At 62.3% G+C, this 13,009-nt stretch carries 12 protein-coding genes and 1 tRNA gene; 8 read left to right on the top strand and 5 right to left on the bottom strand.

Annotation, left to right across the window (positions count from 1 at the left end; genetic code table 11):
• Positions 1-7: 7 nt before the first annotated feature.
• From Q4S45_RS03625 to Q4S45_RS03635, 3 genes are read left to right on the top strand one after another with little or no spacing between them, the layout of a single operon-like run.
• Entirely contained in the window at positions 8-1,630 is a 1,623-nt protein-coding gene (locus Q4S45_RS03625; RefSeq protein WP_305509230.1) for an AMP-binding protein, read from the top strand.
• Positions 1,620-2,129 (top strand): MarR family winged helix-turn-helix transcriptional regulator, encoded by a 510-nt coding sequence (locus Q4S45_RS03630; protein ID WP_305509232.1) that lies wholly within the window; start codon positions 1,620-1,622, stop codon positions 2,127-2,129. The genes Q4S45_RS03625 and Q4S45_RS03630 overlap by 11 nt, the downstream gene beginning before the upstream one ends.
• Positions 2,126-2,647: a GNAT family N-acetyltransferase gene (locus Q4S45_RS03635; protein ID WP_305509234.1), complete on the top strand. Its 522-nt coding sequence runs from the start codon at positions 2,126-2,128 to the stop codon at positions 2,645-2,647. Before Q4S45_RS03630 ends, Q4S45_RS03635 begins: the two co-directional genes overlap by 4 nt.
• 266 nt (positions 2,648-2,913) lie before the next feature.
• Here Q4S45_RS03635 and Q4S45_RS03640 read toward each other — a convergent pair whose 3' ends face one another.
• A complete protein-coding gene (locus tag Q4S45_RS03640) occupies positions 2,914-3,663 on the bottom strand; it encodes an SDR family oxidoreductase (RefSeq protein WP_305509236.1) in 750 nt (249 codons plus the stop codon).
• Between the two features lie 132 nt (positions 3,664-3,795).
• On the opposite strand from Q4S45_RS03640, the gene Q4S45_RS03645 reads away from it, so the two are divergent.
• The 3 genes from Q4S45_RS03645 (at position 3,796) to Q4S45_RS03655 (ending at position 5,608) form a co-directional block, all read left to right on the top strand.
• Positions 3,796-4,926: a mechanosensitive ion channel family protein gene (locus Q4S45_RS03645; protein ID WP_305509238.1), complete on the top strand. Its 1,131-nt coding sequence runs from the start codon at positions 3,796-3,798 to the stop codon at positions 4,924-4,926.
• 76 nt (positions 4,927-5,002) lie between these two features.
• The gene (locus Q4S45_RS03650; RefSeq protein WP_305509239.1) at positions 5,003-5,182 is read left to right on the top strand and encodes a hypothetical protein; all 180 of its coding nucleotides are present in this window, start codon (positions 5,003-5,005) and stop codon (positions 5,180-5,182) included.
• 219 nt (positions 5,183-5,401) lie between these two features.
• Entirely contained in the window at positions 5,402-5,608 is a 207-nt protein-coding gene (locus Q4S45_RS03655; protein ID WP_305509241.1) for an addiction module antidote protein, read from the top strand.
• 133 nt (positions 5,609-5,741) lie between these two features.
• Here Q4S45_RS03655 and Q4S45_RS03660 read toward each other — a convergent pair whose 3' ends face one another.
• Positions 5,742-6,599 carry an alpha/beta fold hydrolase gene (locus Q4S45_RS03660; protein WP_305509243.1) on the bottom strand — a complete coding sequence of 286 codons (858 nt, stop codon included), beginning with the start codon at positions 6,597-6,599 and terminating at the stop codon, positions 5,742-5,744.
• A gap of 90 nt (positions 6,600-6,689) precedes the next feature.
• Here Q4S45_RS03660 and Q4S45_RS03665 point away from each other — a divergent pair, with 90 nt between their 5' ends.
• The gene (locus Q4S45_RS03665) at positions 6,690-7,541 is read left to right on the top strand and encodes a LysR substrate-binding domain-containing protein (protein ID WP_305509245.1); all 852 of its coding nucleotides are present in this window, start codon (positions 6,690-6,692) and stop codon (positions 7,539-7,541) included.
• A gap of 12 nt (positions 7,542-7,553) precedes the next feature.
• On the opposite strand, the gene Q4S45_RS03670 is transcribed toward Q4S45_RS03665, so the two are convergent.
• The 3 genes from Q4S45_RS03670 to Q4S45_RS03680 form a co-directional block, all read right to left on the bottom strand.
• A complete protein-coding gene (locus Q4S45_RS03670; RefSeq protein WP_305509246.1) occupies positions 7,554-8,771 on the bottom strand; it encodes an MFS transporter in 1,218 nt (405 codons plus the stop codon).
• Between the two features lie 421 nt (positions 8,772-9,192).
• A complete protein-coding gene (locus tag Q4S45_RS03675) occupies positions 9,193-10,110 on the bottom strand; it encodes an HNH endonuclease (RefSeq protein WP_305509248.1) in 918 nt (305 codons plus the stop codon).
• A gap of 643 nt (positions 10,111-10,753) precedes the next feature.
• Positions 10,754-10,828, bottom strand: a tRNA-Arg gene (locus tag Q4S45_RS03680).
• Positions 10,829-11,059: 231 nt separating this feature from the next.
• On the opposite strand from Q4S45_RS03680, the gene Q4S45_RS03685 reads away from it, so the two are divergent.
• On the top strand, positions 11,060-12,958 hold the full coding sequence (locus Q4S45_RS03685) for an ATP-binding cassette domain-containing protein (protein WP_305509250.1): 1,899 nt from the start codon (positions 11,060-11,062) through the stop codon (positions 12,956-12,958).
• The last annotated feature ends 51 nt before the right edge of the window (positions 12,959-13,009 follow it).

The following is a 13,009-nucleotide window of genomic DNA, read 5'->3' on the forward strand; positions in this document are numbered from 1 at the left end:
AAGCGTGATGCCCGCAGCACTGAGCCCTTCCGCCCACCAGGACGATTTCGCGCGCGCGCACCTGCCGCCGCCCGAGGAGTGGCCCGAATTCCGTTTCGACCTGCCCGCATTGCAGTACCCCGAGCGCCTGAACTGCGTTGCCGAACTGCTCGACGCGGCGGTCGCGCGCGGCCGCGGCGAACGGATCGCCGTCTATGGCGCCCACGAAACCCTGACCTACGCCCAGCTGACGGCGCGGGTGGACCGCATCGCCCACGTGCTGCGACGCGACCTCGGACTCGTGCCCGGCAACCGCGTGCTGCTGCGCGGCGCGAACAATCCGACCATGGCCGCCAGCATCCTCGCCGTGATCAAGTGCGGCTGCATCGCCGTGCCGACCATGCCGCTGCTGCGCGCGCGCGAGCTGGGCAAGATCATCGACAAGGCAAAAGTGGACGCTGTGCTGTGCGCCGCCGGCCTGCGCGCCGAACTCGATGGGATGGACCGCCTGCCGCCGGCGCTGTACTTCGACGCGCCCGTCGACCCGGACTCGCTCGAATCGCGCATGGCGCGCCACGACGAGCCGTTCGCCCCGTGCGACACCGCCGCCGACGACGTCTGCCTGATCAGCTTCACCTCGGGCACCACCGGCATCCCGAAAGGCACCATGCAATTCCACCGCGACGTGCTGGCGATCTGCGACTGCTTCCCGCCGCACACGCTCGGCTCGCGCGAGGACGACATCTTCATCGGCACGCCGCCGCTGGCGTTCACCTTCGGCCTGGGCGGGCTGCTGCTGTTCCCCCTGCGCGTCGGCGCGGCCGGCGTGCTGCTCGAAAAACTCACGCCCGAGACGCTGCTGGCCGCGATCGCCCAGTATCGCGCGACGATCTGCTTTACCGCGCCGACCTTCTATCGCCAGATGGCGCCGCTGGCGCACAAGTTCGACCTGGCCAGCCTGCGCCAGACCGTGTCGGCCGGCGAAGCGCTGCCGCTGGCGACGCGCGACGCCTGGCGCGAAGCGACCGGCCTCGAGATGGTCGACGGGATCGGCGCCACCGAACTGCTGCACATCTTCATCTCCGCCGCCGGCGCCGACGTGCGGCCCGGCGCGACCGGCAAGCCCGTGCCCGGCTACCAGGCCTGCATCCTCGACAGCGACGGCAAGCCGGTGGGCCCGGGCGTGATCGGGCGCCTGGCGGTGAAGGGGCCGACCGGCTGCCGCTACCTGGCCGACGAGCGCCAGCGCGATTATGTCGTCGACGGCTGGAACCTGACCGGCGACGCCTACGAAATGGACGCCGACGGCTATTTCCACTATCGCTCGCGCACCGACGACATGATCATCTCGGCCGGCTACAACATCGCCGGCGTCGAGGTGGAGGAGGCGCTGCTGCGCCATCCGGCGGTGGCCGAATGCGGCGTGGTCGGCCGGCCCGACGAGGAGCGCGGGCAGGTGGTCGAAGCGTTTGTGGTGCTCAAGCCCGGCGTCGAGCCGTCGCCCGAGACGGCCGTCGCGCTGCAGGATTTCGTCAAGCAGTCGATCGCTCCGTACAAGTACCCGCGCTCGGTGCGCTTCCTCGACAAGCTTCCGCGCACCGAAACGGGCAAGCTGCAGCGCTTCAAGCTGCGCAGCGGCGATGCCGGATAAGGACCACATGCAGGACCGCGATATCGACCTGGCCACCCGCCTGACCCAGGACCATCACCAGTCGCTCAAGCTGTGGCTGCGCATGCTGTCGTGCACGACGCGCATCGAGAACGAAATCCGCACGCGGCTGCGCGCAACCTTCGGCATCACGCTGCCGCGCTTCGACCTGATGGCGCAGCTCGAACGCCATCCGGACGGGCTGCGCATGGGCGAGCTGTCGAAGCGCATGATGGTCACCGGCGGGAACATCACCGGCATCACCGACCAGCTGGAGCAGGAAAAGCTGGTGGTGCGCGTTCCCGACCCGAAGGACCGCCGTGCCTACAGCGTGATGCTGACGCCGGCCGGGCGCCGCGCGTTCTCCGACATGGCGGCCGTGCACGAGGGTTGGGTGGCCGACCTGCTGAAGGACATTCCGCCCGAAGACAAGGGCACCCTGATAGAGCTGCTATCGCAAATGAAGCAGCACCTGAACGCCGCGGACGACAAAACCACATGACTACACTTGAAACACCCAACCTTTATTTACGCCGCTTCACGCTGGACGATGCGCAGGCCTACTTGCCGCTGGTGTCGATGCCTGAAGTCCTGCGTTACATCGGCGAACCTGCGCAGACATCGGTGGAAGGCGCTCGCCAGATATTGCTGAATTATCCGATGCGCCACTACGAAGTGCATGGGTTTGGGCGAATGGCCTGCGTGGAGAAGAGCTCGGGACGGCTGGTGGGATTCAGCGGCTTGAAGTTTGTCGAACATTTGCAGGAGGTCGACATCGGCTATCGCTTCCTGCCCGAGTGCTGGGGAAAAGGTTATGCGACCGAGAGTGCGCGGGCGCTGCTGCAAGACGGCGTGCGAACGCACCGGCTCGAACGCATCGTCGGCCTGGTCATGCCGGAAAACCTGGCGTCGGCGCGCGTGCTGTCCAAGCTGGGGCTCAGCTTCGAACGCACGATCCGCGAAGACGACACCGATGTGCACTTGTACGCCTGCCAGGTGGGCGTGAACGCGCCGGACTGATCGATCGCTCGCGCGTTCAAAAAATGGGGGGCAGGTCCGCAGGACCAGACCCTAATGCCGTTAAGTTAAGCCGTCGTACCTGCGCAGGCAGGTACCCATACTGAGCGTGCTTTACCTCGTCGGCATGCTCAGTATGGGTACCCGCCTGCGCGGGTACGACGGTTTTTCAAGCTGACGCGCCTCCGTGCAGTGCTGATTTACTCCTTAACTTAACGGCATTAGAACCAGACCCGGCTTCGTGACGCGGCCGTCGTCTCATCTTGTCGCTAGCGGCCGCCCGACACGTCGATGAAGCTGCCGGTGGTGTACGACGCCTGCGCCGACAGCAGCCAGAGCACCGCTTCCGCCACTTCCTCCGCCAAACCTCCGCGTCCCATCGGCACCGATCCCTGCAAGCGCTCGACCCGCCCCGGCTCACCGCCGCTCGCATGCATTTCGGTGCGAATCAGGCCAGGCCGCACGCCGTTGACGCGGATGCCTTCGGCCGCCACTTCCTTCGACAGGCCGATGGTCAGCGCGTCGACGGCGGCCTTGGAGGCGGCGTAGTCCACGTACTCGCCGGCCGAACCGAGCACCGCGGCGCGCGACGAGATGTTGACGATGGCGCCGCCATTGCCGCCGTGCGCAGTCGACATCCGCCGCACCGCTTCGCGCGCGCACAGGAAGCTGCCGGTCACGTTGGTGGCCAAGATGCGTTCGATGCGCGCCACGTCCATCTGATCGACCCGCATCTGCTTGCCGAGGATGGCCGCATTGTTGACCAGCGCATCGAGCCGGCCGAAGCGCGCGTCGATTTCGGCGAACATGCGCAGCACCTCTGCTTCGCGTGCGACGTCGGCCTGGATCGCCATCGCGCTGCCGCCCGCCTGTTCGATCGCGCCGGCCACCGCCATCGCGGCGTCGGCATCGCGCAGGTAGTTGATGCACACGGTGTAGCCGCGCCGGCCCGCCAGCAGCGCGCAGGCCGCGCCGATGCCGCGGCCGCCGCCGGTGATGAGGACGAGGGGAGGAGCCATGGCGCCGAGAATATCACGGCATCCTGGCTGTTGCACTGCGGAATAGAAAAGACGAGATTCTGGCTCAGCCTGTAACCTGCTGCCGAGAGCGCCTGATCCTTCGGGACGGTCGCAGCTGTATAGGAGTGCAATTTGAAATTCGAAAAAATCCTCGTCCCCTTCGCCGGCATCGACGCCGGCAACTGGCTGATGGCACTGGTCGTTGCGGTGGTCAGCTTCGTCGTCATCCATGGCGCCGTGATCCTGTTCCGGCGCCGCCTGTGCAAGCTGGGCGAGGACGGCCGCGCCGACCGCCCGGCCGCGGAACTGCTCAAGGCCACCCTCGCGCGCACCAGCAACCTGGCCGTCATCGTCACGTCGCTGCTCGTGGGCCTGACGGTGCTGGACCTGGCGCCGCCCTGGGACGAGCGTCTGCGCCACCTGTGGTTCATCGCCCTGGGCGCGCAGCTGGCGCTGTACCTGGACCGCGCGATCAGCGTCGGCGCGAAGCGTTACTTCCATCGCCATGCCGCCGATCCCGATGCGCCGTCCACGGTGGCGCACACGCTGATGGTGTGGGCGATCAAGACCATGCTGTGGGTGATGTTCGCGCTGGCGATGCTGTCCAACCTCGGTATCAACGTGTCGGCCTTCGTCGCCAGCCTGGGGATCGGCGGCATCGCGGTGGCGCTGGCGGTGCAGAACATCCTCGGCGACTTGTTCGCATCCTTGTCGATCGCGGTGGACAAGCCGTTCGAGGTGGGCGACGCGATCAGCGTGGCGGGCTTTTCCGGCAAGGTGGAGCACGTCGGGCTGAAGACGACGCGCATCCGCGCCGACAGCGGCGAGCAGATCGTCATCGCCAACGCCGAACTGCTGAAAAACACCGTGCGCAATTTCAAGCGCATGTCGAACCGGCGCGTGCAGTTCTCGCTGATGGCCGATCCGTCCACGCCGCCGGCGTTGGCGCGCAAGGTGCCGGGCGTTCTGCGCGCGATCATCGAACGCCAGCCGGACGTGCGCTTCGACCGCGTGCACCTCAAGAAAGTGGCGCAGGACGCGCTGGAATTCGAGCTGGTGTTCTTCGTGCTGGACGCCGCCTACGGCAAGTTCATGGATACGCAGCAGGCGATCCTGCTCGAAGCGATGGAAGCGTTCGAGGAGATGGGCGTGTCGAGCGGCGGTCCGGCGCAGCACCTGGTGCTGGAACGGCGCGACGGCGAGGCGGGCAGGGCGCCGGCCGCATTCAAGCCGGTGGCCGCGGCGTTACACACGGCGCGTTGATCTGCGGGTGAAGTCCTACAGGCAATCGTGCGCTTTGCCGAGCATGTTATAAATCTTCATCGACAGGGAGGACGCGATGAACGAACAGCATGCCCCACGCACAGACACGGAAACGGCCCGCCAGGTGGATGAGGGAATCGCGATGAAGCGCGCCTTCGGCGACGATGTCGCGCGCAAATTCCTTCTGCTGCGCGGCATCGACCCGGACCTCACCGAGCGCGTGCTGACTGCGCCGCGGGAGCAGTTGCGGCACTAGCCATCTTTCTAACGCTCAACCTTCGATGCCGGGGGCTGGTCCGCGGACCGGACCCCATTTTCGCAGCGCGCTCAAATATTGGGCGGGTGCTGCAACCTTTGTGAGAAATTGAGCCGAGATAATCCTGCTCGTCGGTGGCACATAAGGGACGCAAACGTCAAACATTCATGAGGCAACGAAGTTAGCCAAGAAATCGATTTTGCAGCAAGGGGAAAAGCCGTGAACAATCTGATTGAGGTGGACAGCCTGCCCGAGTTCGATGCCGCTGAATTTTTGGATTCCCCAGAGACCATCGCCGCTTATCTTAGCGAAATTATCCTGGAAGACGATGCCGGCTTGCTTGCATCGGCGCTAGGAGATATCGCGCGCGCCGAAGGGATGACGGAGATTGCGAGGAAGGCTGGAATTACCCGCGAAGCGTTGTAGCTGCCGTACATCGTGAATCCGCGGCGGATCGCGCCTCCCACGACGCAGTGCATGCCTGCCCGCGCGGACGAGGTACCGGCAGAGCCGTCGATGTTTGCGCGCACTTCCGGGCGTCAAGATTGTCGTGCGCGCGTTAGTCCCCGCCGGTCACGAAGGCTCCGATTAGCCGGTTAAATGTCCGCGGGTGCGTGATGTTCATCCCATGCGATGCGCCGGCAATGGATCGTTTGTCCACCTGGCCGATCCAGCCCGCAAGCTTTTCGATGTTGTCGCGGTACATGCGGGGGCTTTTTTCGCCTCCGATCAGCAAGGTCCGGCATTTCACATCCGTAGCGCCGATGCGCGTAAAAGCTGGCAATGGATCGCGAAACTGCATTGGCAGGGTGGCCGCATTGGCAATTGCCATTGTGCGGAAATTGGCGGAGCTCCTCCGCCAGATACCGGGCATGCTGACCGAATCGACGAACAATTCCAGTCCGGCCTCAATCTCACCGCTTTCGATCAGACCGGCGGCTTTCCCGCGAAGGGCGATTGTCGCGGGCGGTAGCGCTGCTTCCGCCACGCCGTCGATCTGCAAGGGGCCCGCGGGATCGGCCAGCGTCAGCGTTTTTACCAGCGCCGGATATTGGCGCGCCAGATGGAATGCGACGCAGCCCCCGCGCGAGTGACCCACCAGGTGAACCGGCCCGGCGTCCATGCCTGCGATAAACTCGGCGAGCTCCGCGACGTGCGTGCTCCAGCTGAACGGGCTTTCGGCGCCACCATCCGGCACCGGCCAATAATGGCTGAGGCTGACTGAAACGCAGGAGAAATGCTTCGAAAGAACTTCGGCCTGACCGGCCCAATAGCGGTAGTCGCACAGCGAACCGTGAACAAACACCAGCGGCGCTCCCGATCCGGAAACCACGAAGGGCATGCGGACGCCGGAGGCGAGGGTGGCAACGCTCAAGTCCGGGCTGGCGAAAATGGGTCGATCGATCCGTGCGTTCATGAATGGGCTCCTTTCCCATACTATGCCCGATGGCGCCGCCTAAGAAAATCGCATAATATTGATCGCATCTATCTGATTATCTGATACCAAATGAAAGCACTCGACCTGGACGTCCTCGCGATGATGGTGGCAGTGGCCGATACGGGGAACATCAGCCGGGCGGCGGAAGTCGTTCATCGCTCGCAATCGGCGGTGAGCATGCAGATCAAGACGCTTGAAACCGCGATCGGCAAGCCCTTGTTCGTGCGCAGGCCCAGGAGCGTCACGCCGACGCAGGATGGCGAGATCCTGCTGACGTTTGCGCGGCGCATGCTGGCACTGCGCGATGAAGCGTGGGCCGCGGTTGTGCAGCCCGACGTCACCGGTCGCGTCGTCATTGGCGTGCCCGACGACTATGCGTCATCGCTCTTGCCGTCGATCCTCAAGAAATTTTCCGCGACCTACCCGAAGGTGGAGATCCAGGTGGTTGGGCTACCGAGTGTGGCGCTCGCGCCCATGGTGAAAGACGGATCGGTCGACCTGGTCTGCGCGACGCGCGTGAAAGGCCTGTCGGGAGAGTTCATCCGGTTCGAACCGATGGTCTGGGCGGCCAATCCCAGTGCCCACGACATCTGGCGCGAGCGGCCGCTGCCGATCGCCGTTTTCCTGCCGGGCAGCGTGGCGCGGGAAAACGCGGTGCGCAGCCTTGAGCGAGCGCACATCCCGTATCGGACTTCGTATGAGAGCCCAAGCCTGATGGGGCTGCTGAGCATGGTCGAAGCGGGGCTCGCGGTGGCGCCGCTCGCGCGCTGTGCCGTTCCCGCTCACCTTACCCTGCTCGGCCAGGCGCAGGGATTGCCGGAAATTGATCCGCTGGAGCTTGTCCTGGCGCGCAGCACGAAATCGAAGCGCCCGCCGTGCGACTTCCTCGCCGAAAAGATCATGTTGGAGTTACGGCGCTGAGATTGCGGTCGGCTAGCGCGATTGTTCCGTGTCTTTGAAGGACCTCCAGATTGCGAGATCGTAGGCAATCTTCAGCGCCCCGCAGGCCACCAGCGGAGCGGCAAGGTATCCGGCGGCGAAAAGGCCTGCTCCGATGACGGGGCCGGCAGCGGACGCCAGGCTTCGAGGAACGGCGGTGAAACTCGCGGCGGCCGTGCGTTCGGCCGGAGTGACAACCGACATGACGAAGGCGCTGCGCGCCGGCACGTCCATGGACGACAGCAGCGCGCGGACGATCAGCAAGCCAAGTGCGAGCCCGATCGATGGCGCGAATGCAGCGCCGATCAGGCACAGGCTCGCCGGAATGTGGGTGAACACCATCGTATTGACCAAGCCGATTCGCCGCGCCAGCGGAGGCGCCGCGAGTTGCGAGGCGGCGGCGCAGAGTCCGGACCAAAAAAAGAATTGGCCAGCCGAAGCGAGCGACATGTCGAAGCGTTTGAACAGCCATAGCGCAAGCAAGGCGTTGACGACAAGCCCACCCGCGAAGGAGTCGACGGAGAAAAGGGCCGCCAAACGGATGACGGTGGGCCGCGATTGCCCAAGGCTGGTCCGTGGTCTCGGGGACGCTTCGCGGGGAGTGGGAATCGATCGATAAAGCATCCACACTCCACATCCCACTAGTCCATAGAACGCGAACATGCAGCGCAGGCCATCCACCGCCGAGAACCCGGTTGCCATGGAAATGTGGGGTGGCAGGGCTGCAGCGAGGGCCCCCAGCGCAGCGGAAAAGGAGCCAATAAGGCTGTATTGGGCGAACAGGGAAGTCCGGGCGTCGCCATCGGCGGACTCAGCCAGTCGGGCGTGCTCGAGCGGCAGGAACACGCTGACATCCCCTGAGCTTGGATTGAGGGTGCCGACGAAGGCGATCAGCAGCAACGGCCAGAACGTCGAGGCCAGACCGAAGGCGAAGCCGGTGGCGGCCATGAGGATCGCCGCGCCGGATATGAGGCTGTGGTGGTGGACGCGGTGGCCCCATGCACCGACGGCCATCGTCGCGCAGGCCGATCCAAGCAGGGTCGCCGTCGCCAGGACGCCCACCTCCCATGCTCCGAATCCCAGGGCGAGCAGATACGCAGGCAGCAAGATCGCGACATAGCCGTCGGCGAATGCCCGAAGAGCGCGCGCGAGCAGCAGCGGCAGGGCGGATGGATGGGCGCCTCGCGGAAGGAGAATGCGGGCGATCTTCAAGATGGCGCCGATCCTGAAGCGCACTCTTCCTTGATGTGTCGGTGGGATCGGACTTGGGAGTTTTGTTCAGCAGGCATAAACGCTAATTTAGGGGCTCGCTGGAGGAGTGGCAAGTAAAACCGGCGGTACCAGCAAGCACTGGCGGGCTTTGTTCTTCGCGCTTCGCCTTGTTCCTGTTGGTCGGATCAGCGCTTTCCTGTGCGGAGCTGGATGCCCGCTTCGCAGTGCGACAGGCGCCCATCGAAGCCCCAGGGCCAACGACAACAAGGCAGCGTTAGCGGCCCCTCAACCATGCTTCTTCCGGCAAGAAGCTGTCCTTGCGATGCCTGCGGCGTATTCTGAGAGTATGCCCATCGATAGACCAGCGGACATCAACTGGTGCTTTCCGAACCGCTCCAACGGTTCGGGTCTTGAGGGACAGCTATTCTCCGATAATTTTCGCCCCTTTTGAGCGATTACATTTCCAACACAAAGTTTGAAGGTTTTCTTCTGATGTGATCCCCCCCTTAGCAAGGGGCCTGATATGGTCAATCTCAAGTAAAAGGTTTTTCTCGTCCGAAGTCGACAGGTTGCAAATCTTGCAGGTAAAATTGTCCCGGTTCTTAATTTTTTCCCGTAAGCTCGGCGTCATTAGCGCGCGCTGTCCCGCGACGCTATTCCGAAATTTGACCAGTGTGCTCAGGTACGCAATGAATCTATCCAGATTTCCTAGATCGAGTTTTATATCACACCTGGCCGAACTATTGCCTCCCGCGGAAACATACTGGAAGGTATAGACAGGAAAATACAAATCGCTTAAATCAATCTTGTTGAACCCCAGTTCCTTTATTAACCTGTTCCGGCTGAAACAGTATATCGCGAAGGGTACCTCGTTATTAATACTTGATACGATTTCATCCCTCTCATTTTCCAGTAAGAATTTTCCTTGCTCAGCTGCCGAAAAGTTGTTGATCACTTCCTCAAACTTCGACAGTGTCTCTTCACTTGGTTTGATGTCAAAATATTTGCAAAGATACTTAAAAGGCTGATTGCTCGCATTTTTACAGACCGTCGCAGAGCAATTGTGTACCCAACTACTTCTCACAACCTCTTGCCACTTCGTCCTCTTCATGTTGTAGCGGCTATTGTCACGTAGATCACTTTGACCGTAATCGACTGATGTAACATATGAGTATGTCGATTTCAAATTCTCTATGTGGTCGTTTAGCTCGTTACAGTTGTCGGTGTGCTGACTAATACCGATTTTGGTTTGCAGGAATTTTTTGCTCCCAAAATATATAAAGGCATAAATTTGGTACGTTACAAGCAGTAATGCCACTAAAATAAAAATCTCTAACAATTACCGCTCCTTTAAAGTTCTGTCGGAAAAACGTACCCGGCATGTAAATCCGCGTTTTTCGGGTCTGTACCACATCTAACAATCGAGCGACATTTGACGTATCGTTCTGTAGTAAATCCACAGTCGGGTCTAAGATAAGGCCTGTCAGGTGCAGCGGCAGTTGGTTGCCAATGCCGGATTCTGCGGCACTCGGATGAGAGCTGGCATAGTGGAAGTTTAACCTCAAGCAAGACACGTGTCCATTATGCAATAGTCGTTCGATAGAAGGGATTCTTGTTGAGCTTTCCCGGTATCTAACGTCACCTGAACGACGTGGCACGGTTCGGTTTACGTCGAAATTCCACTAACGCTGCGAAGCGGTGACATCTTGCTTCGTCGCGTCCCAAGGCCGCGCTGCGAGCGCAAACGGGGGCAGTGCCGAACAAAACACCCGAAATGAATAATCGTGCGCCGTGCATACGAGTCATGTTGTTACTTTGGGTGAAGTAGCTCGCGGTGTGGAGGGGCACCGTCGCCAACGCGGCATCTTTGCCTTTGGAGCGGGCAGGCGCGCAGGGCGAGTGTATGCCCGTCCATTTGGATCTCTTAGGGCATGGGCTAATTGGTGTTCGATCAGGTCGGTGCGTTCGCCGAGACGTGATCTTGGTCCCTCCGACTGGAATCGAACCAGTATCCCACGCTTAGGAGGCATGTGCACTATCCATTGTGCTACGGAGAGGACGCTCGCGCCGCCGGGAAGTCCGGCGGGCAGTGGCAGGCCAGGCCTGCAATTCGGCGATCGTGACGGCGCGTTCGCCGTCCGGTGTCGTGAATCGAGCGCAATTATAGCCGACCTTCGGCAGCAAATTGCGCTTGCTGCCGCGACAGTCGGTACAATGCACGCTTCTTTCATTTTTTCGGCCACGCATTTCCTTGCGAAAAGCTCCGCGGCCGGGCATTCCTCACTACTATGGCAGTCATTTCCCTCTCGTCGGCGCAGCTCGCGTTCGGCCACGTCGCGTTGCTCGATCACGCGGAATTTTCCCTCGAAACCGGCGAGCGCGTCGGTATCATCGGCCGCAACGGCACCGGCAAGTCCACGCTGCTGAAGGTCATTTCCGGCAAGTTCAAGCTCGACGACGGCCTGCTGGTCATGCAGCAGGGCCTGAAAATCGCCTACGTCGAGCAGGAGCCGACCTTCGACCCATCCATGTCGGTGTTCGACGCGGTCGCCGCCGGCATGGGCGAGCAGGCTGCCATGCTGGCCGAGTACGAGGAACTGACCGGCCAGTTCGGCCAGGGCGACGACGAGGCACTGATGGACCGCATGCACGACCTGCAGGTCAAGCTCGACGCGACCGACGGCTGGAGCATGCAGAACAAGGTCGATACCACGCTCGACCGCCTGAACCTGGCCGGCGCCGACCTGATGGGCACGCTGTCGGGCGGGATGCAAAAGCGCGTCGCGCTGGCCGTGGCGCTGGTGTCCGCGCCCGACGTGCTGCTGCTCGACGAGCCGACCAACCACCTGGACTTCAAGTCGATCATGTGGCTCGAGGGCCTGCTGCGCGACTTCAAGGGCTCGGTGCTGTTCATCACCCACGACCGCAGCTTCCTCGACAACGTCTCGACCCGCATCGTCGAACTCGACCGCGGCAAGCTGCTGTCGTATCCGGGCAACTTCAGCGCCTACCAGGTGCGCAAGGCCGAGCAGCTGGAAATCGAAGAGGTCGAAGCGGCCAAGTTCGACAAGTTCCTCGCGCAGGAGGAAGTATGGATCCGCAAGGGCGTCAAGGCGCGCCGGGTGCGCGACGAAGGCCGCGTGCGCCGCCTCGAAGCGCTGCGCCTGCAGCGCGCCGCGCGCCGCGAGCAGCAGGGCCAGGTCAACCTGACGGTGGCGGCGGGCGATCGCTCCGGCAAGATCGTCGCCGAACTCGAGAACATCTCGAAGAGCTATGGCGAGAAGGTCATCGTCAAGGACTTCAGCGCCACCATCCTGCGCGGCGACAAGGTCGGCCTGATCGGTTCGAACGGCGCCGGCAAGACCACCTTGCTGAAGATGATCCTCGGCGAGGAAACTCCCGACAGTGGCAAGGCCAAGCTCGGCACCAAGCTGCAGGTGGCGTACTTCGACCAGATGCGCGCCCAGCTCAATGAAGAGGCGAACCTGATGGAAACCATTTCGCCGGGCAGCGACTGGGTCGAAATCAACGGCGCCAAGAAGCACGTGATGAGCTACCTGAACGACTTCCTGTTCGCGCCCGAACGCGCGCGCTCGCCGGTCAAATCGCTCTCCGGCGGCGAACGCAACCGCCTGCTGCTGGCGCGCCTGTTCGCCAAACCGGCCAACTGCCTGGTGCTCGACGAGCCGACCAACGACCTCGACATCGACACCCTGGAACTGCTGGAAGAGTTGCTGGAAGACTACACCGGCACCGTGTTCCTGGTCAGCCACGACCGCACCTTCCTCGACAACGTGGTCACCCAGGTGATCGTGGCCGAAGGCGAGGGCAAATGGCGCGAATTCGTCGGCGGCTACACCGACTGGGAGCGCGTCAAGGCGCAGGCCCCTGTCGCGGCGCCGAAGCCGGCGGCCAAGGCGGCGCCCGCCGCCGCACCCAAGGAAGTTGCAAAAAAGGCCAAATTGAGCTACAAGGAACAGCGCGAGCTGGAAGAATTGCCGCTGCTCATTGCCAGCCTGGAAGATGAGCAGTCGGCCATCACCTTGCAGCTCAATGCTCCCGATTTCTACAAGACCAATCCGGCCGACGCAAAGCGCATCAATGCGCGTTTTGCGGAAATCGACGATCTGCTGATGGTCGCGCTGGAAAAATGGGAACAGATCGAGGCCCGCTCAAAAGGCGAATAAGCCACGCTGAAAACATTGGAGGATCCCGATGTCCAAGCAGCAAGAAGCACC

The organism is Massilia sp. R2A-15, from assembly GCF_030704305.1.
GTDB lineage: Bacteria > Pseudomonadota > Gammaproteobacteria > Burkholderiales > Burkholderiaceae_D > JAFCUW01.